The sequence below is a fragment of the Streptomyces sp. NPDC001502 genome (genome assembly GCF_042894785.1).
In the GTDB taxonomy this organism is placed as follows: Bacteria; Actinomycetota; Actinomycetes; order Streptomycetales; family Streptomycetaceae; genus Streptomyces; species Streptomyces kutzneri.
This window is the reverse complement of the sequence record NZ_JBIAVW010000031.1, coordinates 45523-68571: the sequence shown is the minus strand read 5'-3', so window position 1 is coordinate 68571 and position 23049 is coordinate 45523. Positions and strand designations below refer to the sequence as shown.

The window sequence follows — 23049 nt, the reverse complement described above, 5'->3', positions numbered from 1 at the left end:
GCTCAGTACGCCACGGTGATGCGGCGGCGGATCGCGGTGCCGCTCTCGATCGTGTCGGCCAAGGCGATCGCGTAGTCGGCGTACGAGATGCGGCTGTTGCCGTCGTCGTCGGTGAGCAGGGTGTCCCCGGCGCTGCGGTAGGCCCCGGTCCGCTCGCCCGCTCCGATGACCGCGGCGGGCGACACGTACGTCCAGTCGAGGTCGTGCACGCCGCGGTAGAGGTCGAGCGCTTCGGACTGGGCCTCGGCATTGGCCTTCCACAGCGCGGGGAAGTCCGGGTCGTCCATGACCCGGGCGCCGGTCGGCGTGCGCAGGCTACCGGCACCGCCGATGGTGACCAGGCGGGTGACGCCGGCTCGGCGGAGTCCGTCGATCAGCGCACGGGCGGCACCGACGATCGTGGCGCGGTCGTTCTCCTGGCCGATCCGGGGGCCGACGGCCGACAGTACGGCGTCGTGGGAGGCGGCGAGGCCGGCGACCGCGGCGGCGTCTGTGACGTCACCGGTGGTCACGGTCAGGGCCTTGTGCTTGAGTCCGTCGACGTGGCCGGCTCGGGTGACCGCGGTGACGGTGTGGCCGCGACGCAGTAGTTCCTCGGTGGTGGGCCGGCCGATGTTGCCGCTGGCACCGAACAGGACGATCTTCATGTGTTGCTCCTTGTTTCTGATGGTCAGAGGACGGGCTGGCCGTCGGCGATGATGGCCGCGGTGATGCCGCGCTCGTCGGCGGCGTGCTGGAAGCGCTGCTCGATGTCGGGTTGTTCGGTGTAGAACGGCGGGTTGTGGAACAGGCCGTAGTGCATGGCGCAGACGGTGCCGGCGCCGAGTGCGACGGCGGCCTCGACGCCCTGCTCGGGGGTCATGGTCGCCGGGACGTTGGCCGCGTAGCCCTCGAAGTGGGCGATGACACCGTTGACCGGGACGAACGCGACGTCGAACGGGCCGTGGTCGCGGGCGATCTGCCACCAGCTGCCGTGCCACTGGGTGTCGCCGCAGTGGATGACCCGCCGGCCGGCGCCTTCGACGACCCAGGCGACCTGGTCACAGTCGTTGCCGCGCCAGTCCAGCGAGGTCACCGGGGTGACGGTCAGCTCTCCGATGCGGCGTGACTGGCCCAGGTCCTGGGCAACGGGGGTGATGCCCGCCTCGTGCAGCGCCGCCGCGCTCGGGGTGTGGCAGCCGATCGTGCCGGTGGCCGCGATCCGGGCGATCAGGTCGTGGTCGTAGTGGTCGGGGTGCAGGTGCGTGATGAGGGCGTGGGTGCCGGGCGGGGTGTCGACCGGGTCGACCGGCCGGTGCGGCGGCCCCATCACGGGCGCCAGCGGAGCGACGTTCTCGAGCGGGTCGATCAGCAGGCGGGTGTCGCCGAGACGGATCTCGACGCCGGCCCAGGCCAGCCGACGCACGGAAAGGGTGGTGGTCATGGACAGCGACGCTAGACCGATGTTGTTGAGAAAGTCAACAAGAGAGTTTTGAATCTCAACACCACGATGTAGGGTGGTGGCATGCGCACCTACGGGCAGTACTGCGGCATCGCGAAAGCACTGGACACCATCGGCGACCGATGGACCCTGCTGATCGTCCGTGAACTGTTCGCCCTGGGTCCGTGCCGGCACACCGACCTGCGCAACGGGCTGCCCGGGATCGCCAGCAACCTGCTGGTCGACCGGCTCCGCGAACTCGAGGAAGCCGGCCTGGTCCACCGCGAGGCCGCCCCGCCGCCGGTGGCCACCACCCTGTTCTCCCTCACCGAGCGTGGCCGCGAGCTGGAGCCGGTGCTGCGGGAGCTGAGCCGGTGGGGCGTGCCGCTGTTGCGTGAGCCGGGCGGCAGCGACACCTTCCGCACCCACTGGCTGGACATGCCCGCCCGGGCACTGACCGACCACCGCCCCGACCAGCCGGCAATCGCCCTGCAACTGCACGCCGACGGCAACGAAGACCTGGTCATCGAAGTCAAGGACGGCTCGGTGCACACACACGCCGGCCGGGTCGACCACCCCACCGCGTCACTGACCGGACCGCCGCACCTGCTGGCCGCAACCCTGCTCGGCGACCTCGATCTGAGCGCCGCAGTACAGCAAGGCCTGCGGCTCAGCGGCGAACGCGAGGCAGTACTGCGCATCCTGCCCCGCTGATCCGGGTGTGAGACTGGTAGGAACATCGGTACAGCGGTTAACGCTAAGCCGGTGACCACGGGATCAGGGCAGGTCGTGGGCGGGCCTACCGCATCTCGGCGTTCGGGTGGGGCTGGGCCTGGAGCCGCTCGCGGAGGTCGACCTCCTCGGGGGTGAGCGGGTCCTCGGGCCGGCGGACGCGTACGGGCTTGGGCCGCTGCGGCAGGCCGTCGTCGGCTGCTGCGGCCTCGGCTCGGCCAGCTCCCCGGTGAAGCCCTCGATGCCACCGTGCGCCGCGAAGTCCACGAGGAGACCGGCCTGACCGTCACCGTGGTCCGGATGTTGTGGCTGCGCGAATACATCGGCGCCAACCACAAACACGCCGACACCGAAGCCAGCACCCACCGCATCGAAGCGATCTTCCATTGCACCCCCTCCGGTGACCCCAGCAAGCTTGGCGGACACGCCGAGGACGACTTGCAGACCGGCCTGGACTGGGTCGAGTTGGAGAACGTGCCCCACCTCAACCTGCTTCCCCACGCCCTGCGGCAGCCGATCACCGCACTCGCCGGCGCGGAGTACGCGACCGGCTACCTCGGCGACGTCGCCTGAGCACCCCGATGGCCAGCGCGTTCTGCCCGACTTAATCCGTCCACCCAAGCTCAGATCACGTCCGGCACCGTGCGCTGGTAGCGGACTTCGGACAGCAATACTCCGTCGTATTCGTCGACTTGAACGGCACCATCGGCGGAGTAGCCCGCCAGTTCATAGAAGCGCCGCGCCCGAAAGTTGTTGCGAAAGACCCACAAGAGCAACGTGCCGAAACCACGAGCCGCAGCATGGGTATTCACGGCGTTGAGCAGCGTGCGGCCAACTCCTGTCCCGATGAGTGACGGCTGGACGTAGAGGAGCATAGAGCTCACCCAGAGCATGGTCCGCCTCCGTGCCGCGGTAGGGCCCGAGGCAAGCCCACCCCGAAACTTCTGAATGATCATCAACCGCTACAAGATCCATCACCTGCCCGCCCGATCGCGCAAAACGCCTCCGGCACCGCTCGGCATCCTTCTCGACCCTCATCCCGTCCAAGTAGGGCTGAGGCACAATGCCGGCGTACGCTGCCTTCCAACCGGCCACACGTATTGCCGAGACAGCCGCAATGTCGGCTTCCTTCATGACCCGTACGGACATCATCTCGACACCATAAGTGACCCTTTGCGCGACCGTCCGAAATTTACGGCGAACCATCCCACCTCGTAACGATGGGCTTGCAGCGACGAAGGCTCAACTCCTCTCGCGGGTCGGAGAGTTTTGCCAGCTAGCTGGCGCTCGCAGCCGTCAGCATGGAGATTGCCTCCAGAACCCGTGCGACATCCGACATGAGCGGCTGTGTGGTCGCAGACGTACAGCAGACGGCCGACCTCGACCTCGGCGCCGGTCTCCTCCAGCATCTCTCGCTTCAAGGCCTCTTCCAGGGTCTCGCCAGGCTCGACCTTGCCCCCGGGCAGGCTCCACGAACGATCGCCGTCGGTGTCCTGGTCCAGCAGCAGGATCTGGCCGTCCTCGATGACGATGCCCGTCACGCGTGTATGCACCCGCTGACGCTATCCCCTGACGACACCGTCCGGGGAGCACACCGGTGAACGCGCAATCGACCACGGCAGTGGTGATCGCCGCCGGTGAACTGGGCACTCGGGTCGCCGGATGGTCGCCGTTCCTGCCCAAGGAATTCCGCCCGCATGGTGGAGGGAACACCACATGTACTCGCTCGCACCAGCCTCCGTGGTGGCCCACCGTCCGGTTCCCTCCCCCGCGTGGAGCTCGTCACGGCCACTCTAGGCAGCCACGGCCTCCTCCTCGAAGGCCTCGACGGAAAGATCGACGGGCTGGTGATCGCCGCGCTCGGCGCTGGCCACGTGCCGCAGACCTGGTGCGCCCGCCTTCAGGCACTGGCCGAGACCATGCCGGTCGTCCTCTCCTCCCGCATCGCAACCGGGCCTGCACTGAGCAGCACCTATGAATTTCCCGCGTCGGAGAGCGACCTGCTGAGCCGCAGACTCATCAGCGCCGGCACGCTCGATCCGTACATAGCCCGCCCACTTCTCGGTGTCCACCTCGCCGCGGGCTCTTCGCGCGCCGAGATCGCGAAGGCTTTCAGCGACCGCCACTGATCCCCACGACCAGAGAAGGATCGAACACAGCATGCGCTCCACCAGAATCGACACCGGCAGAACCTTCATGCTCGCGCTCGACCACGGAGAAGACTTCTTCACCAGCCTCACCGCATTCTGCTCGGAGCAGGGCATCCGCGCGGGCTTCATCCCGTCGTTCGTCGGAGGCTTCAGCTCAGCCCGGCTGGTCGGATCCTGCAAACCACTGGCCAACCCCGAAGCGCCCCTCTGGGAGGAGATCACCGTAGAGACCCTCGAAGCGCTCGGGGGTGGAACCCTGGCCTGGGACACCGAACAGGACTGCCTGGCTCCTCACATTCACGTCGCCGCCGGCCTCAAGGGGACTCCGCCGATGGACGGGTCTCTCACCTACTCGGCGCAACCGTGCAGTTCATCTGCGAAATCCCCATCGTCGAGGTAGTCGGAAGCGAGAACAGTCCCGGGCTTACGCGGCGTCGGGCCGCGGAACTGTACGACGTACCGCTTCTCGGCTTCGGCACAGGTCACGGAGGCTGGGCATCGACGACGAGGAACTGACCGTCGTCCTCAAACTCGCCGCCGAAGGACAGGCCACCGAGATCCTGCATGCCCTGATCGCCCGCTGGCCCGGCTCCACCACGCAGGACGGCCCGGGCACGGGGCCCTCCAGGACCGGGACGGCGACGGCGGACTGACGGTTCTCCTCGACCAGGCCCACACCGAGCAGTTCCTCACCTGGTACCGCGACAGGTCCTGAACCATTCGGCGGCCCCGGACATGACAGGACGTCCCGATTTCGGCCCGTGCGCCGAAATCCACGGCGCAAGGGCGCCAGGGGCCGGAACCTCCGGACCGAGCGAACGCACCGAAGTGAGACACAAGGGGCTCATCACCCCCAGAAGTTCTGGCAACTGCCTTGATAGTCCAAACAGAAGGCCCCCAGCTGTGCGGCTGCGGGGCCCTCGCGCTACCCGGCGCCCCGCGGCGCGGGTACCGTCCTGAATGTCGAAGTTCAGAACGGAGTCCATGATGCATGACCAGGCTCAAGAGCACATCGGTCAGCGCGTCCGTGTAGCGCGGATCGCCGCGGGACTGACGCAACCGGAACTTGCCGGCCTCGTGAGCCGGTCCCAGAGCTGGATCGAAGACCTTGAAGCGGGGCGGCTGGGCCTCGATCGGTACTCGGTCATCTCCGCGATCGCTGATGTATGCGAAGTCGATGTCGTTTGGCTCCTCGGCCAGCCGTACCGACTTCGAGGTGAGGACGGAGCCGCCGCGCACAGCTACATCCGCCCCCTGCGAACGGTCCTGCGTCGAGCCGGGCTCATCCTGTCTGGACACCCGGGGCTGGTTCCGTCGGTTGTGGGCACCGAGTTCGACCGTATGCAGTCCCAGGCCATGGCTGCCAACCGTGCCAGGCAAGGGGCCTCGCTACCCAGTGCTGCCGCGGTTCTGCCAGGGCTTCTCGAGGACCTGAGCGCGACCATTCTTCTCCACGACCGGGGGCCGCAGCGGGAGCTCGCCCTGCGCCTGCTCGTCGACGCAGCCCGCAATGCGCGCCAGACCCTCAATCAGCTCGGCTACCCGGATCTAGCATGGGTGGCCGCCGAGGTAGCGGCTGGAGCCGCAACACAGCTCGGCGATCCGATTGCGAAGGCAGCCGTCGCTTGGGACAGGTGCGGAGCGATGCTCCACCAGGGGGACACCCGAGAGACGGAAGCCATCGCCAAAGCGGCCCTGGACGACCTCGACCCCCTAGCCGAGGCTGGTGGGCAAGGCGCGCTCGCCCTTCAAGGAGCTCTGGTTCTGCGGACCGCAGTCGCGTGCGCAAGATCGGGACGCGCTGACGATGCCTGGGCTCACGGGAAACGAGCACTCGAGATCGCCGGGAGGCTTCCGGAGAACTTCGCGGACCTCGAATTCCAGACCGTATTTGGCCGTGCCAACGTGCAGGTTCACGCTGCGGAGGTCGGCGTGGAGGTCGACGAACCGGCCAAGGGCCTCGCGTTCGTCAAGGATGCGAACGTGTCAGGGGTGCCGTCCCGGGAGCGCATCACCCACTTCCGGATTGACGAGGCACGGGCGTTGCACCAGATGGGCAGGACCCCGGCCGCGGTTGCGACGCTGCGTCAGGCAGCAACGCGGGCGCCGCACTACGTCTACGCCCACCCCATGGCCCGCGCTCTCGTACACGAGATGGTTCGAAAGGGTGTACCAACCCAAGCTGCGGCGCTGTCAGGGCTTGTGCGGAACATGACGCTGGCCTTCTGAGCGCGGATCCTTCAGCGGAGGCTCTCCGGCCGTCGGCGCGAGACTGCCAGTACGCCCCATGCGGCTTTGGCATATGCCAGTTGGCGGCTCCCAGGAATTCTGGGGGCCGCCTTCCCATCGGGGGACCACCCTCATGCCATGTTCACACAAGGCGACGAGTCGAGTACCACTGGCGGTGAGTTCGCCCATGCCTTGCACGGCCGGGACACCGTCGAGTGCGCCATCGTCTACGTCCGCGAACTCCGATGGTCTGTCGCACCGGGGCACCGCTTCCGCAAGCGCGCCGGCTGCACCTGCGACAAATTCTCGTGTGACGTTCCCGGTGCGCACCCCGCCGCCTCGAGCGTAGACAGGCTCGAGCTGGGCGCGGTGCGTCCCGCCTTCGAGAACATCCCCGGCGCCGGGATCATCGCTGCGTGCACGGCCTTTGATGCCGTGAGCGTCCCGCACCACCTTGGCCTTGGTCTGATGATGGCGCTGGATGCAGGCGGAATCCATGTGCCCCGTCTCACCATGGACCCGTTCGCTGCGACGCTGCTGACCACTCCGAAGACGGGAGGCCTCCTGGCGGGGCCTGCCTCTGTCGTCCGGTCCGGCAGCGAAGCCTGGATCGCCCTCCCGCCTTCGCACGGTGTCCGGTGGGACACCCCTCCTGAACTCAATGTTCCCCTTCCTCCTGCCCAGAGACTCCTTCCCTACTGGCGTGAGGTCGTCGGGCGATCTCAGGCCGCGGACACTGCAAAACAGGAGCAGGGCTGATGGCCGCCCGCAGCGGGCCACGCCTGATCTGCGCTTTGCCCCTTTTCCGCGTCGGTCACAGGCGGTTCCCAAGCAGAAAGGGGCCGGAAATGCAGGCCGTGGCAGAGAAGTTACGCGGCCATCTCGGTGCGGAGCCGGGTCAAGGCCTGGCTGGCCGCATCCTTGGCAGCGGGCAGGGTCTCTCCGACCGCACGCAATACTCGCTGGAGCTGGTGGGGGAGCCGTTGGGCTCGAGCCTCATGCACCGCCGCGACGAGGAGTTCGGCGGCACCCTGTGTGTCACCGGCGAGAAGCCGGACGCGCCCGGTCGTGATGAGCTCGATGACGCGCCACTGGGGTGCGACGGTGGTGGTCGCGGCGGGCGCTGCTTGTTCGGCGCGCAGTATGGCCGTGCGGGTGCGGCCGGTGCCGATCAGACCGCGAAGCTCGATCTCGTACAGGGCCACGGGGTTAACGAGACTTGTGTGATCGACTTCATCGAGCAACGCCTTCGACTCCTGGACTGCACGGTCGAAGAGGGGTGCGTTGCCGAGGACGCCGGCAGCCCGGGCGAGGAGCGGGAGGACGGCCGCGCGGCTCGTGGGGTTGGGGGCGAGGGACGCTGCTCGGACGAGCCGGTTGACCGCGGCTCCGACGAGTCCTGCCTTCCGCGATTCATTACCGTGCATACGCAGCGCGGTAGTGGTCAGGGCAGGCTCGTTGAAGAAGGCCACGACGTCGAGACTCTTGCCGGTCCAGTGCGCGGCGGTGGCGAGGCGCTCCTCGGGAAGGACGTTTCCGAGCGCCGTGCCGAGACCGATCCGGGCGGCGGCCAGGAGGTGGAGGGCTTCGCGCTCGGTGTGTCCATCTCCTGCGCGGGCTTCCAGACGGGCCACGAGCGGCCAGAGTTCGGCGACTGCTTCCGAGGCGTGTCCTGCCTGCCGCGCGATCTCGGCGAGGCGCACGGTGGAGCGGCCGAACTGGAGGAGTGCCCGGAAGTCGGTGTCGGCGGGGTCAGTGATGCCCAGGACGTGTGGCGGCAGGGCGAGCTGGTCGGCGATGTGCCGCAGGGCAGTTACATCGGCAAGCCGGCGCTTCCCGAGCTCGATCGCGGAGACGTACGTCTTGTCGTAGCCGATGAGCGCGCCGGTCTCCGCTTGGCTCTGTCCATGCACGCGGCGGTGGAAGCGGAGGATCGCAGCGAGGTCGCGGGTGGCCAGAACGGCCTGGGCTTCGGGGGTTGCCCAGTGCCAGGCGGCGTGCCGGGCCGAGGGGCGCACCGTGTGTGCGCTGTCGGCACCGGGATCCGTCATCGCCGTCTACCTCGCGGCCCGCGCGGCGTACACGGTGGCGATGGACCGTTTGTACCCGTCAGGCATGGTCAGTCCCTGCACTTCGTGCTCGGAGAAGAGGCCGACGCGGGAGTGCTCGTGGCTGACGATCGGGGTCGCCTCTGGGGTGAGGACCATGCAGTCGTAGGTGACGATCAGGACGCGGCGCCCGGGGACCGGTTCGTAGACCCAGGTGTCAAGGAGCGTTCCAGCTTGGACGGTCCAGCCGGTTTCCTCCTTCAGTTCCCGCTCCACCGTCTCTTCGGGACTCCGATCTGCGGGGTTCGAGCCGGTGGGCGGCCCGATCTCCAGACGACCGCCGGGCAGTTCCCACTCCTGACGCTCGTTGTGCAGCAGGACGACTCGTGCTTGGTGGTCGAGAGCGACGGCTTTGACCGAGACCGGCCACAGCGACGGTTGGTACGGCATGAGGTTTCCCGGGATGTGGTGGGTGGACCGGCCCTTCGGAACGTAGCAGGCGATCGCCGATCACCGGAGCAGCTGCCCGGACTGTCCGGGTCGACAATCTGTCGCTTTACGGGGCTGCCGTGGTGTTCGGACCCTGGTCGGATCGTGGCCCTTCACAGAGGAGCGCATCAAATGCTGACGCGTGCACGTACGGCAAGGTTCGAGTCCCACTACGTCGATCAGCAGGCAGAGGGAGCCGACCACGTGATCGCCGTGCAGGTAGGTGCGCGCGGTGTGGTCATGGTGGACGGGCTCACCTCCCGGCAGGCCGTGCTCGACTTTGCCCAGCGGGTCATGAGGTTGGTGCCTCACCCCGACAGCGACCTGGACGGCCTCACCACGATCCAGGACATCGGGCTGGCCTCGGGGCAGCCGGGTCTCGCGGGTCTGGGCAGTGGCGAGCTGCGCGCCCACACGGAGCGCTCCAGCATCCCGAGGCCGCCGCGGCTCATGTTCCTGGTCTGCCTGCGGCCGGCGGTGTCGGGCGGGCAGGTGATCCTGATCGATGGGCGCGCGGTCCAGAACGACTTGGCCGCGAGCGCCCCGGCAGCGATCGAGGCCATGAGCCTTCGCGGCACCGCCTTCTACGGAGACGGCGGTGGACGTCCGTCCAGGATCTTCACGCCGCATCTTGGTGGCCGGATCTCCATCCGGTTCCGGCAGGACGAGCTCAGCCAGTTCAGTCCGCTCGTGAGCTGCTTCCTGCCAGCCCTCCGGCACGCCATCGCGGCCAACGAGAGCGCCTTCCTCTTGGAGCCCGGACAGGGCTATCTCATCGACAATCAGCGCTATCTCCACGCCCGTGCAGCCTTCCTCGGCCCCCGTCTGTGCGTACGCGCTCTGGGCATGCCCTCGTTCCCTCTCCCCAACGGCTTCGCTGCTGGCAGCGTGGCGGCGGAGTACCGGGCGGGCGTCACTCCGGGGCCGAAGGAAGCGGGCGGGCAGTCGGGCAACGGTGCGGCCGGCGAAGGCTGGAAAGTCCGGTGAGGGCGGTGACGCATTGGCCGCCGAGGACCCGTGACAACGGCGCTGTCGTCGAGGCGTACGAACGGGTACTGGGCTGGCCGCTGATCGTCGACGCCACGTTCGTTTCCGCGGAGCGGGCCGTGGCCGAGCTGGAAGGCGACGCCGAAGTGGAGTTGAGCACCACGTGCTCCGCCTTCGACGCCGTCACCGTGTCGTACGCGGTCGGTGTGGACATGCTGGTGCTGCTCGGCCGCCGGGACCTCGACCTGGCGCCATGCCTGACTGACGGGCATGACCAGGCCGTCTTCCTTGTCCGGGCCGGAACCGGTGAACCGCTCACCGCGATGGCGGGCGTATCGGTCGAATCCGGCCCTGGCGGACGACTGGTCCTGCCGCCCTCACCGCGCAGGCGGTGGGACACGCCCCCGTGGAGCACCCGGGCCGAGGAGCCGTCTGCCCTTCCTGCCGGGACCGAAATCGAACCCTGTCTTCGCGCTGCCTTGCGGCTGTTCGGCGGCTCGTCGCCCTGAGCCAGGCGACATCCCTATGTCCGCCGCCGTCTCAGCCACCTACGGAGAGCCATGTCCCCTCCCTCCATGCCTGTTGCCAGGTATGCCCGCTCCGCGAACGACAACGGGCCCAACCCGGCGCGTGCGGCCAGCCGCCCGCGAGAGATTCTCGGCATCCTTTCGGGCCGGGCATCGAGCTTGGGCCGCGCGCGACGGCTTGCCCATGCCCTCTCGACGATTTGTGACTTTGCGGGAGACGCCCCATGACCCCCACTACGCCGGCTCCGACGGAGAAGACTGCACCATCGTGCCGGGACGAGGCCCTGCGGCAGCAGCTGAGAGAGATGGCTGCCGACGAGCGAGCCGCTGAACAGGCCGCCGCGCTCGCCATCCTGGAGGCCGGGAACCAGCGGGCTGTACTGCGCCGACTCCGGCTCCAGCACGCACGCGAGCTCGAGGACATCGTCGGCCACCGAGGATGGCCCACGGTGCCCATGGTCGGCGACGAGTCCTCGACGTACTGCCTGCAGCTCGTTCTGAACTGCGAGAACCTCGCCTTCCAGATCCGTTGCAGGGATCTGGTCGAGAAGGCCGTGGCCGACCGGCGGTGCCCCGCGGCCCAGTACGCATTCATCGCCGACAAGGTCGCGGTCGCCTGGAGCCGGCCTCAGCGATTCGGCACCCAGATCAACCCGGTCACCACACGCCCGTATCCGATCGAGAGCAGCCAGGACGTGGATGAGCGTCGGAAGTCGGTGGGGCTGGCTCCGCTCGTGGAGGTGCTGGAGTCGTACAGGGCGCGTTTGCGCGGCGAGGAGATGCCTGAAACCAGCACCGGGCGCCGCGCATCGGCGGAGGGCTGAGCTGATGGTGCCAGTCTGGTCTTCCCGTGCCGCCCCGGCTGAGCGCGTGCTACTGCTTCACAGGCCGGCTTTCCGCCGGAGCCCAGTAGTCCGTGAGCATCTCGTCGACCCAGGCCGGCACGTGCACCTCACCCAGGGGGCCCATCTGCGGGAACCACGGGGACACGTCAAGCACGGGCGTGCCGTGTACCGCATCGAGGCCCGTGACGACCACGTCACGTCCCTCCACGCGCTTCAGCCTCGGGTGGGAGATGCCCACCTGGTTCGGCCGGCGGTGGTTGCGGTGCACGAAGGTGCCCGTCGCTGGCCACCGCGGATTGCCCCTGGGGCTGCGGGCATGCAGCTCGACGTCCTCCGGCTTGGCCTCGTGCATTTTCCACACGACCTGTACGTGGGAGAACTCCTCGAGGCCCTGGAGGGTCTCCACGCGGAATTCGTCGTGGAGCCGGATGATCGACTCCACCGCCCCCTGGTAGTCGTCAGCCACGTCGAGATGACCGTCGATCACCGTGGCGATGGACCTCAACTGAAACGTCTCGGACTCAAGCATGCCCGCTCCCTCAATCCCCCTGGCTGGCCCTCAGGCCGAACTCCCCGTTCCGTGGCGCGATTACCCTACGCTGCGCAGCATCGCATCGGCGCGCTGGTCCAAGGTGGCGGCAACGCGGCCCCCGCGGGCGAGGACTGGACGCAGGGCCCGGCGCATCTGGACGACGGTGTCCTGGACGCGGCCGGAGGCAATGCCGTCCATGGAGTCCAGGGCTCGGGACCAGGTGGCGCACGCCGCTTCGACCTGTCCTTGCCTGGCCTGGACGGCCCCAAGGTAGCCCAGGGTCACCACGTGGGTGCGGGCGAACGGGAGCGCGCGGGTACGGACGCTGTGTTCGAACTCCTTCTCCGCGGCGCGCAGGTCCCCCAAGTCCCGCAGGGTGCAGGCGGTCTCGTGCGCGAGGCTGGCCTCGCCGAAGAAGTAGACCCGGGCCGGCTCGTCCGTGGGCCGGGCGTTGCCGAGCTCCTCGGCGGCCTGCCGCAGGGCGGCACGGGCCTCGGCGTCGCGACGGCACAGGGCGAGGGCACGGGCGTGGACGACCCCCAGCAGCGCCCGCTCCCGTGGACTGGCCTGGGCGTAGCGGCGCTGAGCGAGCGAGCCCTCGGCGAGTGCCAGCGCCCGCTTCGGGTGGTGGAGGTCGACGGCCTGGTGGGCGGCGGCGCGCAGGATGTGCCCGGCCAGCGGGCCGTCCCCGGCCTCCGCGGCCATGCTCACGGCGAGGTTGAAGCGTGCTTGGGCGGTTCCATGGTCGGAGGAGTCGAACGCCATCCATGCCGAAAGGTAGACCAGCTCTGCAGCTGCTCCGAACATGTCGCGGCGCAGCTTCTCAGAAGGGAAGCGCCGGGCCAGGTAGTCGGCGACGTCGGTTCGAAGGTAGGAGGTCAGCGCCGAGCTGCCAGCGCGGCCGCCGAGGAGCTGGTCCTGGCGGGAGTGGTGCACCATCGCGGCCCGCACGGCTTCGACGTGGGCGGGGGTGACGCTCTGACGGGAGACTGCAGGACGGGTCTGAGCCCGGTCGAGTGTTTCCTCCCACCAGTGGTCGGGGGGCAATGCCGTTCCGGCCGCCGAGTACGCCAGCACCTGTCGACGGGTCATATCCATGGTGTCGTCCCTGAGATCTACCAGCGCGGCCACAGTGTCAACGTCCTCCCAGCCGGGCACCCTCGACGGCGTCGGCTGGATCGGGGCGAGCCCGATCTGCGCCGGCGTGACGACGCGTCCGAGCCGTCGGGAGAGCGTCTCGCTCAAGATACGGGCGGCGTCACCCTCCGGGCGCGAGCCGAGGACCCACTGGGAGATGTGTGCACGGGACACGTGTGCCAGCCCAGTTGCTCCGCATTCGACGGCCACGGTGCGGAAGTGAGCGGCCGTCTGCTCCTGCGACCAGCCTGTCTCCTTGATGGCTGCTGCCAGCAGGTTGTTCCGTGTGCGGGCCATGGGCCGCTCTCCATCCGCAAAACGATCTTTAGCAGCGTTAGCAGGGTCCGGGGCGTCCCGGGGATACCCGAGGGACCACCAACACGGTTTGCTCTCGACAAGACGATATTCCTCAACGGCAATGCGCTGATGGGGTTTTGGCGACCTGAACCCGTTCGAGCGGAGGATCCGCCAGCCGAGCACCTGGCTGCCTCTCCCCTGCCCGATCAGCGATCGGAGACAGCGTGTGGCAACGGCATCCGCAGCACTCAGCCCGGTCCCGCTCGGGCCGCAAAGCCTCTCCCCGGTGGTTCCCCAGCCCGGCGTGAGCCGGGCACAGGCCGGCTGGGAGCTACTGCACGACACCGGACCTCCGGCCGGCTAGACCCGGGCCCGATTGACACACGGTCTTCCCCTTCGCCGTGTGGTTGGGGGCTCGCCCGTGGGCTTCGGCTTCCGACCTCTGGGGGACCGGGCTCAGCTCAGCCGCCGCTGCCCGGGCCCGGAAGCCGTCAGCGAGACGCAGCGCACCGCAAGCGCCGCGCCGTCCCGGCTGCCGCGAAACCCAGATACGCCCCGCGGCAGCCGGTCCACCCCTTCGATCCCGACAGCGCTTAACCCCCGGAACTCCCTGGCTTTCGTATTCCACCCTTCGTCCGTGAGGAACTGACATGGCAGTCCTGCACGATGTGGTGCTGATCGCGGCACCGGCTGGCCTGGCTGCCACCTCCACAGCCACCTGGTATTTCAGGCGGGCGGCCACACGAGCCAACCAAGCCCTCCAGGCGAGCCGGTCCCACACCTCTTCCCTCGCCCGGGAGATCGAACTCCGCGATCAGGAGGCTGGACACCTGTCCGCAGTCCGGTTGCCCGCGTTCATGGCCGCGCCCGGGTCGGGCGACCTGACGCAGGCCGGCCAGCTGCTGCATCCACAGTTGGCCTCCACGTCGTTCGGCAGGGCCTTGCAAGCAGCGTTACGGCAGACCGTTGACTTCGCCCGCGACGCCGAGAACCGAGCCGAAGAGTCGGCATATACCCAGGTCAAGGACCTGCTGCGGCCGCTGCTGACCCTGGCAGCGCGCCAGCAGAGCGAGATGGTCCGCGTTCTGGGGAAGGTCGTCGACGAGGAGGTTCTGGCGCACGCCTTCGCCGTCGACCACGTGGCGACGCTTCTGAGCCAGCGGATGCACGTCATCGGCATCCTGATGGGCGACGAGGTGAGCAGCCTTCGCCCCGACCTGCCCTTAATGGAAGTTCTGGGCGGAGCGCAGTCCCGTGTCCAGGACTACCAGCGGGTGGAGGTGACCAATACAAGGAGCGATTTCGTGTGGGGCCGGGTGGCTGAGCCGATCGCGATTGCCCTGGCCGAACTCATGGACAATGGTGCCCGCCACTCGACCCCGGGCAGCCTGGTAACGGTGTGGACCACGGCCATGCAGGGCGGCATCGCCGTGGTGGTCGACAGCCTTGGGCCCATGCTGGGCCCCGACGGGTACGAACGGGCGGCCGCCGTACTGCCCGGGCAGCACCGGTTGCCACTTGACGCGCTGGGCATGCAGCTTGGGTTACCCGCGGCCGGTGTCCTCGCGCGCCGGCACGGCTTCCAGGCGTGGCTTGACCCAAACCATCAAGGCGGTGTCCGAGCCGTCCTCCGCATCCCCGGACGGCTCCTTCGCCGACCTCCCGTCCTCGACGAGCCGCAGCACGACGGATCTGCGGGCGACGAGATGGCCACCAACGCGGCTCCGGCGGGCACGGGGCTGCGGACGGACAGGCCCGGAGGCGAGGTTGGCTTCGCGAGCCACGTGCAGCGACCGGACGCCATGGCTGTCCGAGGCGCAGCTGGTGCAAGTCACCCTGGCGCTGGCCGGCCGCTGGAACTGCACGCCGAGGGGGAGCGGTGAGCGGAACGCATGCTCGGCAGCGGCGCACGATGCGGTCGTGGCGGGCGGGGGTAACGCGGCCAGCGGTTGAGTCCGGCTGCGCGGCGGGAACTGTCGCCCGCCCTGCTCATCGGCAGGCCTACTCGGCGGCGCCGGCCCGTGAGGCACACCTTCGGGCCCAGCGGGTCGAGGACCTTCGCCGGCAGCTGGGGTTGGTGCTGTACTACCTCGACGCGGTTCCCGTCAGCCAGGAGTTGGGGCTGGCGGTCACGGACGCTCGGGTGTGGCTGGAGCAGATGGAACCGGCCGATCCTTCCTGCCCGGCGCCGGCCTTCTTGAGGGCGCTGGAGAACACCGTGCGTATCACGGCGAACCTCCTGGCCCGGCACAGCGTGGCCGCAACGTATGTCCACCTGGACACAGAGCAGCCGCCCTGGGACGAGCACCAGCGGCTTGAGGCTGCGAGCGCACCGCACTGCCGCCACATCGCCATACGTCGCCACGACGTCGCCACGCATGGGTGGCCTGTCGACCAGCGGCCCGAATTTGCTCGCCTGCGGCGCGACGTCGAGGAACGACGGGTACATCTGCTCGTGGTCCGGTCCGCCGCTGACCTTTCGCCTCTCGGCCACCACCTGGATGGCCAGCCTGGCCAGGCCGAGGAGATCAGAAGGTGGCTGCACCGGCACAGGGCCCGGCTGTTGTGCGTCGACCAGATCACGCAGGTCTCGAATACCACCTAGAGCCGCCGGTCCCGTGCGGCGAACCTGACACCGCCGCGCGGGACCGGCCACCGCACGAGGCCCACGCACCCCTTTCCGAGACCACCCTCGCCCCACTGCGGACCGAGCCGGGGATCGGTAGCGGAGGCCACCCCTCACAGCCACCGGCGCAACACCTGACCGACACCACCGGAGACAGCGATGCCCACGACCGCCCCCACCTCCTCTCTCGACCTCCTCGACGAGCGGGTCCTCGAGGACCCGTATCCGGTCTACGAGGCGATGCGCCTCATGGGGCCGGCCATCCGGCTGGAGCGCCACGGCGTGTGGGCGGTCCCCGGCTACGACGAGGTCCGCTCCATCCTGGGCGCCTCCGACCTGTTCCGGGCCGAGGGCGGCAGGGCCCTCACCGAGCTGGCCGGGACGATCCTGGCGTCCGACGGTGAGCAGCACGCGCGGCTGCGCCGCGTCCTGTCGCGTCGGCTCGCCCCTGCAGCGGTCGCCCGCCGGCAAAGACAGATACAGGAGCGAGCGCGGCGGCTGGTTGCGGAGCACATGGTCGGGGCCGGCTTCGATGCGGTGGAGCTGGCCCGGGCGATGGCCGTCGGCACGGTGATGGAGCTGATGGGCCTGACGGAGAGCAGCAGCGTGCCCGTGCTGGACGGGCTCGGGCTGACGCCGTTCGACGCCTTCAGCCCGGAGAAGGCCTGCGGCCCTACGGGGCTGCCCGCCGCGGGGGCCATGCTGGCCTTCCTCCAGGAGAACGTCACCCGCGGCAGCGTTCGAAGAGGCTCCTGGATGGAAGCGATCTTCCAGGCCGTCGACGCCGGGAGGATCGACGAGCACGAGGCCGTACCGCTCGGCTCTGCGTATGCCGTGGCCGGCATCGACTCGACGATCCTCGGTCTCGCCGGGACGATCATCCAGCTCGCCCATGACCCGGAGCAGTGGTTCCAGCTCCGTGAGGACCCGGCCCGTGCCGAAGCAGCCTTCCACGAGGCCGTGCGGCTTGACGCTCCGATACAGGGGCTCGGCCGACTCGTTACGGAGCCGGTCGACCTGAGCGGCATTCGGCTGGAGGCCGGCGAGCGGGTGTGGCTGCTGCTCGGCTCCGCCGGCCGCGACCCCCGCAAGTGGGGCCTGACCGCCGACGACTACAACCTGCGGCGGCCCGGCGCCGACAAGCACCTCTCCCTCGGAACCGGGCCGCACGCATGCCCGGGCAGCCACCTCGCCCTCATGCAGGCCCGCGCTCTACTGCGAGCGCTCGCCGAGCGCTGCACCACGCTGTCGCCCGCCAGTGCCCCCGTCCGCGCCCAGACCCACGTCCTCCGCGGCCACACGACAGCGCCCATCAGCGTCAGCACCGCCGGACGGCGCACCGGCGCACGCCAGCCCGCGCTCACATCCCCTCCGGAGAGTCCTCGATGAATGCCCGCGGCGATCAACCCGTCGACGGTGGGGCCGCCCTGCTGGCGGACTCGCTGACTCTGGCCGGGCCAGGGCCGGTGCTCCTGGACGGTCTCGACGTCGTGCTTGTCCCCGAGAGTCACGCTCGCGAGGCCGTCGCCCGCCTGGACGAGCTTGCTGGCCTGCACGCGGTCGGCGCGGTCTTCGCCTTGGGCGACGCGTGGGGGTTCTTCCTACCTGAAGGGTCCTGCGATCCCGCCTGGCCCGCGCCGTCGCGGTACTTCGGCGCCGGAGCCACGCTCACGCTGCCGCCCGCGCCCCGGCCCGATGCCGCCACGGGATGGATCCGCTGGAGGCAAGGCCGGATCTACACCGCGCCCCTCCTCCTTCACGCCGTCCTGGCCAACCTCGCCAAGCGGCACCGCCTAAACGACGGACCTGCCTCCCGACCGCCGACTCACGCCCGCCCCCTGGAGCAGCCCGCCATGCAGCTTCCCAAGATCGGCTTCTTCGACCTGGACGCCACGCTCACCGACCAGGCCACCGGCTTCCGCCGGTGGGCTGGCGAGTTCGCCACCCGTTACGGCATCACGCCGGAAGAGGTGGAGGCCGCCGAGGTGCGCTGCGCCGGCCGCAGGGACGAGTTCTTCGCCGGCCTGAAGGCCAGGCACGACATCAAGGGGTCCATCGCCGGCCTCCATGCTCAGTACCGGCAGCGGTCCGCCGAGCTCGTCCCCCACCGTCCGCAGGTCTGCACGGCGATCAGGGCGCTGCGCGAAGACGGATGGCGACTGGGGGTGATCACCAACGGCGACCCCGCGGCGCAGCGCCTCAAGCTCCGCACCGCGCGCCTTGACGGCCTGTTCGAAGTCGTCGTGATTTCTGGGGAGTACGGGATCCGCAAGCCGCACCGCGGCCTGTACCGCATCGCCCTTGACGCACTGGACACCAGTTCCGGCTTCATGGTCGGCGATGACCTCGACACGGACGTGTCGGGTGGCCGCCGGGCAGGGCTCCGCACGGTGTGGATCGCCAGCGGCCGGGCACGGCCGGCCACCTCCCCGGTGCCGGACCACACCGTCGACACCGTCCTCGATGCTATCGAGCTGCTCCGCGAGCACGCCCATGCCTCGCTTCCTGCCGTCGCGTAGCGCCCGGCGGCCGCCTCCCGGCCGTCCGCGCGCCCCGCGCATCTCCACGCTCAACGGGTGGCGGGCCGCAGTGTTCTTGCTGTTTCTCGCGGTCTTCGTCGCAGCCTCCGAGATGCCCCGCTGACCGGTCACCCGCCAGCACGTCTCGCCGCCCGCGCCGACCGGCGCCTGCGGCAGAGCCGCACCACCACCCGAAACGTTCATTCGCGTCGACCCGAGCCTTCCAAGGCCGGTCGGCGCTCCGCAGAAGGACTGCTCTATGCCCGCGCGTATCGAGGACTACGCACTCATCGGTGACATGCAGACCGCCGCGCTCGTCGCCCGCGATGGCTCGATCGACTGGCTGTGCCTGCCCCGCTTCGATTCCGCAGCCGTCTTCGCGCACCTCCTGGGTTCCGAGGACCACGGCCTGTGGCGCATCGGCCCCACCTACCCCGGCCACCGGCTGGCCCCGGCCGCGACCCGCCGCCGCTACCGGCCCGACACCCTGATCCTGGAGTCGGAGTGGGACACCCCCACCGGACGGGTCCGCGTCACCGACCTCATGCCACCGCGCGACGTCGCCCCGCAGACGATCCGTATCGTCGAGGGCCTCGACGGCACCGTCACCATGCGCAGCACCCTGCGGATGCGGTTCGGCTACGGCCTCGTCGTGCCCTGGGTGGACGCCACCGCCGACGGCCGTCTGCGCTCGGTGGCTGGCCCCGACTCCCTGTGGCTGGACACCGACGCCCACACCTACGGCGAAGAGCAAACCACCTACGCCGACTTCACCGTCCGCGCCGGCCAGCGTGTGACCTTCGCTCTCAGCTGGCAGCCCTCCCACCAGGGTCCGCCCCCCATCCCTGACGCGATCGAAGCGATGGAGAGCACCGAGAAGTTGCTGTGCGCCTACCTGGAGACCATCTGGAACCGGCCGGACGAAGGCATCTGGGAGATCCGGGGGCCCCGCCGCCACTTCGTCCACTCCAAGGTCATGGCCTGGGCCGCCGTGGACCGCACGATCCTTCTGGTCGAATCCGGCGGCGCCACCGTCGAACCCGGAGTCCTGGAGCGTTGGCGGACGCTGCGCGACACGATCCACGACCAGGTGTGCACCAGCGGCTACGACCGCGTCCGCAACACGTTCACCCAGTCCTACGGATCCCCCGTCCTTGACGCCTCGCTGCTGCCCATCCCCCAGACCGGGTTCCTCCCTGCCGACGACCCGCGGGTCGTCGGCACGATCGAGGCGGTCCAGCGCGAGCTGTCCACGCCCGACGGGTTCCTGCTGCGCTACCCGACGGCGGGCACCGCACCCGGGGTGGACGGGCTGGAGGGCGACGAAGGGGCTTTCCTCGCCTGCTCCTTCTGGCTGGTCGACGCCCTGCTGATGCTCGGCCGTACCGGCGAGGCCCACCTCCTGCTGGAGAAACTCCTCGCGCTGCGCAACGATCTGGGCCTGCTCGCCGAGGAGTGGGATCCCAAGGCGCGACGCCAGGTCGGGAACTACCCGCAGGCGTTCTCCCACGTCGCCCTGTGCGACAGCGCTGCTGAAGCGGCCACTTGCGGCGCAGCCGGGGAGCAGTTGTGACGTCCGGGCGGCTGACCGAACTCCTCTACACCGCCTACATCGTCGCGACGGGCCTGCCGTACTTCGCCGCGGCCGCGCGCCAGGAACGCGCGGCCGTCATGTCGGCGGCCGGGTTCCGTCCGGGGGACGGCCACGTCATTCCGGCGCGCTGGATGGCCTCCGGCCAGCCGGCCCAATCCGGGAGCGGGTCATGAGCACGGCCACCACGGTGCAGCGCGGCCGCCTGACCCTCCAGTGCCTGGACCCGGCGAGCGGCGCCACCCTGCTGCGCGACCAACGCGAGGCACAGCTCACCGCCGTCACCGAGGTTCTCCCGGATCCGCCGTGTGTCGACATCTACGTCATGGCCGCCCCGGGCAAGGAGTCCGGAGCCCGCGCGGAACAGGCAGTCCAGGCCGCTGACGCACGCGGCTGGCACATCGGGCTGACCATCTGCGAAACCGCGGCGGAGGGCACCAATCCCGTTCGGCGCCCCCAGCTCAGCCGCCTCCTGGACCGGATCGCCCGAGGTGAGAGCGACGGGATCACCGCGGTCTCCCGCACCGACTTCAGCCCCTTCGACGACGAGTACGAGGCGCTCCTCAACCACCTCAGGGACCTGGGCGGCTTCCTCGTCCTCGCATCCCCCGAAACCGACCTCTGACCAGGAGCTACACGATGCCCGCCACCCGCACCCGCCGGTCGAAGGCCAGCCCGGGCCGCAAGAAGCAGACCGCCCAGCCCACCTTCGGGCTGCCCCGGCAGGCCAAGGGATCGCACCTGTCCGCCAAGCAACGAGCGAAATTCACCGACCAGATCGTGAGCGTCTACACCGGCAAGCAGCAGGGGTCCATACGCCAGATCGCCGCCGCGACCGGACCCTCCTACGGCATGATCCACCGGCTCCTCTCCCAGGCCGGTATCCCCCTCCGCGGCCGAGGTGGAAGGCGGGCCGCCACGGCCCCGGGCGAGGCATGAGCGCGCCGAAGCCCATCAGCGTCCGACGGCCGACCGCGTACGGGGCCAGCCTCTCGCCTCGGTCTGGAAGTCGCCCACCTCTACAACGACGCTGTTGCCGAGCACACCTGTCCGCCGCGCCGACGGTGAGCGCGTCACGCCTTTGCTACTGCGGGCCGAGCTGCGCCCCGCGCCCACCGTGGCGATCTCCGCCTCCGCCGACGCACTCCCTTGCCGGCGGTGAGTGCCCGATGAGCACCCAGGTAGCCACCCTGTCTGCCGCCGTCGACGCTCCGTCGCCCCTTCAGCTGCCTGCCGACGTCCGGGCCCTCACGCCGCGGGCTCGCGGCCAGCGCCCCGCACCCGCGCCGTTGTGGCGCCCGGCAGGAGCGCAGGCTCTCGCCGGACACACCGAAGCAGCGAACGAACACCCCGCAAGCAGCCTTGCGGCTCATCAAGGAGGACGACATGACTCACCCGGAGGAGTCACGGGCCCGGACCGTCGTGCCGCTCCTGTACCACCTGCTGGACGCTCCAGAGCTCAACTGCGCTTCACCGAACAAGTTCCGGGTCCTCTGGCCGATCATGGCCGAAGACGCCGCGAAAGCGTTACAAGAGCCGCGACTCGCTAGGGTCCGGCCTTCCCCGGCTACCTACAAACGGTGGCTGGCCGGCACCCACATCCCCCGCGGAGACCTGCGCACCATCATCGAGGCCTATTTCGGCAAGAAGGTCGAGGCCCTCTTCCAGCTCGTCCCCGTACGCGACATCGTCCGCCCCCGCCCGCTGGACCGAAGGACGCGCACCGCGGTACGAACCCTGGACTACACCTGGCCCACGTCCCGGCATGTCCCCGGCGAACCGGACGCTGGCATCTTCGGCAGCTGGGAACTCGCCGGCGGACGGCACTTCGATGGCACCTTGATCGGTGTGCAGATCTATGAAGCTGAGCCCCTCGGCAACCTTATGGAGATCAGCTCCGCAGACCTCCCCCACCTGGAGACCTTCGTCCGCTCCTCGCGCAGGGGCGTGATTCTGGCCTCTCCCGGTGCCGCCGGCGGGTCCGGCCTGTACGTGATGGACGCCGCGCTCGCCCGCCAGAACCTCTTTGTGGGCCAGGACCCGCGTGTACCGCTCGCCTACCAGCTGGACGACCTGGTCTACGCGATCGTCTGGGCGCTGTACGTCATGGACGACGGTCTGCTGGCGGATGACAATCCGCTCTCCGACCGTGCCGAGCAACTTCGGCACTACGTCAGGATCAGTAACTCGGCGCCGCCGCGATCCGAGATGCCCGACCTCTCCCCCATCGGCGCCGCGTGGCTGGGCTCCAGTCTCTGCGCCCAGTACATCGTCCGCCATCTCGGTGACCTTCCCGAGGTGCCGGCGTTCTGGACCCGCGAAGCCACCGGGGAGGAATGCGCACCATGGTTGCTATTCAGGCACAAACACGACTACCTGCAGAACGTCGCCGATCGCTTCGCGGGACCAGGAAGCGCGCTCGGTCGCGCGTTTTGCGTCCCAGAGTCCGTCGTTCGATCAAGCGAGATTTATGAGCGAATTCTTCTGTTCCTCACGATTGCCATGATGGAGATGTACGGGGTCAAAGTGTGGCTGAGCACGGAGCAGGAGTACCAAGAGGTCGAGGGGTTCGTCCTGGCACGCAACCAGGCCATCCTGGCGAACTGGGTACGCGGGGAATCCGTCTGGCGGGTCGCTACCACCAGCGCGCGACGGGAGGTGGCTCCCTACCAGGAGGTGATCGGCCACGTACGGGCCCACAGCCTGGTCGACGGGCCGACCCCGGCGGCACGGCTGGCGGCCCTGGCCGACTACCTCGACCTGGACTGGGCCTGGCTGACCGGCCGGTGCCGGGGCCTCGCCGAGGAGGGGCTCACCAGCATGCTGCGTCCCCGCAGCCGCCTTCTCACGCTCAAGGCACTCGACCAGACCCTGCGCTTCATCGGCAGGCTGGGCAGCCCATATGACGGCCGATAGGCTC

The 23049-nt window shown here is 69.2% G+C and carries 26 protein-coding genes; 18 read left to right on the top strand and 8 right to left on the bottom strand.

Annotated features, from left to right (window positions below; all coding sequences use genetic code 11):
- Positions 1-2 precede the first annotated feature (2 nt).
- Entirely contained in the window at positions 3-647 is a 645-nt protein-coding gene (locus ACFY0D_RS36180) for an NAD(P)H-binding protein (RefSeq protein ID WP_351321382.1), read from the bottom strand.
- A gap of 23 nt (positions 648-670) precedes the next feature.
- Positions 671-1423, bottom strand: a complete 753-nt coding sequence (locus ACFY0D_RS36175) for an MBL fold metallo-hydrolase (RefSeq protein WP_390802146.1) — start codon at positions 1421-1423, stop codon at positions 671-673.
- An 81-nt stretch (positions 1424-1504) separates the two neighbouring features.
- Here ACFY0D_RS36175 and ACFY0D_RS36170 point away from each other — a divergent pair, with 81 nt between their 5' ends.
- Both ACFY0D_RS36170 and ACFY0D_RS36165 read left to right on the top strand, forming a co-directional pair.
- Positions 1505-2134 (top strand): winged helix-turn-helix transcriptional regulator, encoded by a 630-nt coding sequence (locus ACFY0D_RS36170; RefSeq protein ID WP_390802145.1) that lies wholly within the window; start codon positions 1505-1507, stop codon positions 2132-2134.
- A gap of 216 nt (positions 2135-2350) precedes the next feature.
- Positions 2351-2725 (top strand): NUDIX domain-containing protein, encoded by a 375-nt coding sequence (locus ACFY0D_RS36165; RefSeq protein ID WP_390802171.1) that lies wholly within the window; start codon positions 2351-2353, stop codon positions 2723-2725.
- Positions 2726-2775: 50 nt separating this feature from the next.
- On the opposite strand, the gene ACFY0D_RS36160 is transcribed toward ACFY0D_RS36165, so the two are convergent.
- Positions 2776-3027 (bottom strand): GNAT family N-acetyltransferase, encoded by a 252-nt coding sequence (locus ACFY0D_RS36160; RefSeq protein ID WP_390802144.1) that lies wholly within the window; start codon positions 3025-3027, stop codon positions 2776-2778.
- 273 nt (positions 3028-3300) lie between these two features.
- Entirely contained in the window at positions 3301-3693 is a 393-nt protein-coding gene (locus ACFY0D_RS36155) for an NUDIX domain-containing protein (protein ID WP_390802143.1), read from the bottom strand.
- Positions 3694-3924: 231 nt separating this feature from the next.
- Between ACFY0D_RS36155 and ACFY0D_RS36150 the strand changes: the two genes are divergently transcribed.
- From ACFY0D_RS36150 to ACFY0D_RS36135, 4 genes are all read left to right on the top strand, one after another.
- Positions 3925-4281, top strand: coding sequence for a hypothetical protein (locus ACFY0D_RS36150; RefSeq protein ID WP_390802142.1), 357 nt, complete (start codon positions 3925-3927; stop codon positions 4279-4281).
- Positions 4282-4312: 31 nt separating this feature from the next.
- Positions 4313-4702, top strand: a complete 390-nt coding sequence (locus ACFY0D_RS36145) for a PPC domain-containing DNA-binding protein (protein WP_390802141.1) — start codon at positions 4313-4315, stop codon at positions 4700-4702.
- A gap of 584 nt (positions 4703-5286) precedes the next feature.
- Positions 5287-6531: a helix-turn-helix domain-containing protein gene (locus ACFY0D_RS36140; protein WP_390802140.1), complete on the top strand. Its 1245-nt coding sequence runs from the start codon at positions 5287-5289 to the stop codon at positions 6529-6531.
- A gap of 138 nt (positions 6532-6669) precedes the next feature.
- A complete protein-coding gene (locus tag ACFY0D_RS36135) occupies positions 6670-7290 on the top strand; it encodes a hypothetical protein (RefSeq protein WP_390802139.1) in 621 nt (206 codons plus the stop codon).
- A 110-nt stretch (positions 7291-7400) separates the two neighbouring features.
- Here ACFY0D_RS36135 and ACFY0D_RS36130 read toward each other — a convergent pair whose 3' ends face one another.
- Both ACFY0D_RS36130 and ACFY0D_RS36125 read right to left on the bottom strand, forming a co-directional pair.
- Positions 7401-8582: a helix-turn-helix domain-containing protein gene (locus ACFY0D_RS36130; protein WP_390802138.1), complete on the bottom strand. Its 1182-nt coding sequence runs from the start codon at positions 8580-8582 to the stop codon at positions 7401-7403.
- A 6-nt stretch (positions 8583-8588) separates the two neighbouring features.
- Complete coding sequence (locus ACFY0D_RS36125; RefSeq protein WP_390802137.1) at positions 8589-9029, bottom strand: NUDIX domain-containing protein; 441 nt, start codon at positions 9027-9029, stop codon at positions 8589-8591.
- Between the two features lie 171 nt (positions 9030-9200).
- Here ACFY0D_RS36125 and ACFY0D_RS36120 point away from each other — a divergent pair, with 171 nt between their 5' ends.
- The 3 genes from ACFY0D_RS36120 to ACFY0D_RS36110 all read left to right on the top strand — a co-directional run bounded on the left by ACFY0D_RS36120 (position 9201) and on the right by ACFY0D_RS36110 (position 11406).
- Positions 9201-10055, top strand: coding sequence for a TauD/TfdA family dioxygenase (locus ACFY0D_RS36120; protein WP_390802136.1), 855 nt, complete (start codon positions 9201-9203; stop codon positions 10053-10055).
- Positions 10056-10174: 119 nt separating this feature from the next.
- Entirely contained in the window at positions 10175-10564 is a 390-nt protein-coding gene (locus ACFY0D_RS36115; protein ID WP_390802135.1) for a hypothetical protein, read from the top strand.
- Positions 10565-10806: 242 nt separating this feature from the next.
- Complete coding sequence (locus ACFY0D_RS36110; protein WP_390802134.1) at positions 10807-11406, top strand: DUF6624 domain-containing protein; 600 nt, start codon at positions 10807-10809, stop codon at positions 11404-11406.
- Positions 11407-11455: 49 nt separating this feature from the next.
- Here ACFY0D_RS36110 and ACFY0D_RS36105 read toward each other — a convergent pair whose 3' ends face one another.
- Together ACFY0D_RS36105 and ACFY0D_RS36100 are read right to left on the bottom strand one after the other, a co-directional pair.
- Positions 11456-11956, bottom strand: a complete 501-nt coding sequence (locus ACFY0D_RS36105; protein ID WP_390802133.1) for a TrmO family methyltransferase — start codon at positions 11954-11956, stop codon at positions 11456-11458.
- Positions 11957-12016: 60 nt separating this feature from the next.
- A complete protein-coding gene (locus tag ACFY0D_RS36100) occupies positions 12017-13393 on the bottom strand; it encodes a Tat pathway signal protein (RefSeq protein ID WP_390802132.1) in 1377 nt (458 codons plus the stop codon).
- Positions 13394-14043: 650 nt separating this feature from the next.
- On the opposite strand from ACFY0D_RS36100, the gene ACFY0D_RS36095 reads away from it, so the two are divergent.
- The 9 genes from ACFY0D_RS36095 (at position 14044) to ACFY0D_RS36055 (ending at position 23045) form a co-directional block, all read left to right on the top strand.
- Positions 14044-15276, top strand: coding sequence for a hypothetical protein (locus tag ACFY0D_RS36095; protein ID WP_390802131.1), 1233 nt, complete (start codon positions 14044-14046; stop codon positions 15274-15276).
- 194 nt (positions 15277-15470) lie between these two features.
- A complete protein-coding gene (locus ACFY0D_RS36090; protein WP_390802130.1) occupies positions 15471-15998 on the top strand; it encodes a hypothetical protein in 528 nt (175 codons plus the stop codon).
- A 180-nt stretch (positions 15999-16178) separates the two neighbouring features.
- Positions 16179-17408, top strand: a complete 1230-nt coding sequence (locus tag ACFY0D_RS36085; RefSeq protein WP_390802129.1) for a cytochrome P450 — start codon at positions 16179-16181, stop codon at positions 17406-17408.
- Entirely contained in the window at positions 17405-18538 is a 1134-nt protein-coding gene (locus ACFY0D_RS36080; protein WP_390802128.1) for an HAD family hydrolase, read from the top strand. The genes ACFY0D_RS36085 and ACFY0D_RS36080 overlap by 4 nt, the downstream gene beginning before the upstream one ends.
- A gap of 259 nt (positions 18539-18797) precedes the next feature.
- Positions 18798-20111 carry a glycoside hydrolase family 15 protein gene (locus ACFY0D_RS36075; protein WP_390802127.1) on the top strand — a complete coding sequence of 438 codons (1314 nt, stop codon included), beginning with the start codon at positions 18798-18800 and terminating at the stop codon, positions 20109-20111.
- The gene (locus ACFY0D_RS36070; RefSeq protein ID WP_390802126.1) at positions 20108-20305 is read left to right on the top strand and encodes a hypothetical protein; all 198 of its coding nucleotides are present in this window, start codon (positions 20108-20110) and stop codon (positions 20303-20305) included. Before ACFY0D_RS36075 ends, ACFY0D_RS36070 begins: the two co-directional genes overlap by 4 nt.
- Positions 20302-20754: a recombinase family protein gene (locus ACFY0D_RS36065; protein WP_390802125.1), complete on the top strand. Its 453-nt coding sequence runs from the start codon at positions 20302-20304 to the stop codon at positions 20752-20754. The genes ACFY0D_RS36070 and ACFY0D_RS36065 overlap by 4 nt, the downstream gene beginning before the upstream one ends.
- A 14-nt stretch (positions 20755-20768) precedes the next feature.
- Positions 20769-21068, top strand: coding sequence for a helix-turn-helix domain-containing protein (locus tag ACFY0D_RS36060; protein WP_390802124.1), 300 nt, complete (start codon positions 20769-20771; stop codon positions 21066-21068).
- 447 nt (positions 21069-21515) lie between these two features.
- On the top strand, positions 21516-23045 hold the full coding sequence (locus ACFY0D_RS36055) for a transcriptional regulator, XRE family protein (RefSeq protein WP_390802123.1): 1530 nt from the start codon (positions 21516-21518) through the stop codon (positions 23043-23045).
- Positions 23046-23049: the final 4 nt, after the last annotated feature.

What these genes read in the sequence shown, in the direction of transcription:
- ACFY0D_RS36110 (WP_390802134.1), top strand. Translation starts at nt 10,807, where the DNA reads ATGACCCCCACTACGCCGGCTCCGACGGAGAAGACTGCACCATCGTGC.
- ACFY0D_RS36085 (WP_390802129.1), top strand. Translation starts at nt 16,179, where the DNA reads ATGCCCACGACCGCCCCCACCTCCTCTCTCGACCTCCTCGACGAGCGG.
- ACFY0D_RS36055 (WP_390802123.1), top strand. Translation starts at nt 21,516, where the DNA reads ATGACTCACCCGGAGGAGTCACGGGCCCGGACCGTCGTGCCGCTCCTG.
- ACFY0D_RS36100 (WP_390802132.1), bottom strand. Translation starts at nt 13,393, where the DNA reads ATGGCCCGCACACGGAACAACCTGCTGGCAGCAGCCATCAAGGAGACA.
- ACFY0D_RS36180 (WP_351321382.1), bottom strand. Translation starts at nt 647, where the DNA reads ATGAAGATCGTCCTGTTCGGTGCCAGCGGCAACATCGGCCGGCCCACC.
- ACFY0D_RS36125 (WP_390802137.1), bottom strand. Translation starts at nt 9,029, where the DNA reads ATGCCGTACCAACCGTCGCTGTGGCCGGTCTCGGTCAAAGCCGTCGCT.
- ACFY0D_RS36060 (WP_390802124.1), top strand. Translation starts at nt 20,769, where the DNA reads ATGCCCGCCACCCGCACCCGCCGGTCGAAGGCCAGCCCGGGCCGCAAG.
- ACFY0D_RS36095 (WP_390802131.1), top strand. Translation starts at nt 14,044, where the DNA reads ATGGCAGTCCTGCACGATGTGGTGCTGATCGCGGCACCGGCTGGCCTG.
- ACFY0D_RS36135 (WP_390802139.1), top strand. Translation starts at nt 6,670, where the DNA reads ATGTTCACACAAGGCGACGAGTCGAGTACCACTGGCGGTGAGTTCGCC.
- ACFY0D_RS36080 (WP_390802128.1), top strand. Translation starts at nt 17,405, where the DNA reads ATGAATGCCCGCGGCGATCAACCCGTCGACGGTGGGGCCGCCCTGCTG.
- ACFY0D_RS36160 (WP_390802144.1), bottom strand. Translation starts at nt 3,027, where the DNA reads ATGCTCCTCTACGTCCAGCCGTCACTCATCGGGACAGGAGTTGGCCGC.
- ACFY0D_RS36170 (WP_390802145.1), top strand. Translation starts at nt 1,505, where the DNA reads ATGCGCACCTACGGGCAGTACTGCGGCATCGCGAAAGCACTGGACACC.
- ACFY0D_RS36175 (WP_390802146.1), bottom strand. Translation starts at nt 1,423, where the DNA reads ATGACCACCACCCTTTCCGTGCGTCGGCTGGCCTGGGCCGGCGTCGAG.
- ACFY0D_RS36065 (WP_390802125.1), top strand. Translation starts at nt 20,302, where the DNA reads ATGAGCACGGCCACCACGGTGCAGCGCGGCCGCCTGACCCTCCAGTGC.
- ACFY0D_RS36130 (WP_390802138.1), bottom strand. Translation starts at nt 8,582, where the DNA reads ATGACGGATCCCGGTGCCGACAGCGCACACACGGTGCGCCCCTCGGCC.
- ACFY0D_RS36140 (WP_390802140.1), top strand. Translation starts at nt 5,287, where the DNA reads ATGATGCATGACCAGGCTCAAGAGCACATCGGTCAGCGCGTCCGTGTA.
- ACFY0D_RS36075 (WP_390802127.1), top strand. Translation starts at nt 18,798, where the DNA reads ATGCCCGCGCGTATCGAGGACTACGCACTCATCGGTGACATGCAGACC.
- ACFY0D_RS36120 (WP_390802136.1), top strand. Translation starts at nt 9,201, where the DNA reads ATGCTGACGCGTGCACGTACGGCAAGGTTCGAGTCCCACTACGTCGAT.
- ACFY0D_RS36145 (WP_390802141.1), top strand. Translation starts at nt 4,313, where the DNA reads ATGCGCTCCACCAGAATCGACACCGGCAGAACCTTCATGCTCGCGCTC.
- ACFY0D_RS36105 (WP_390802133.1), bottom strand. Translation starts at nt 11,956, where the DNA reads ATGCTTGAGTCCGAGACGTTTCAGTTGAGGTCCATCGCCACGGTGATC.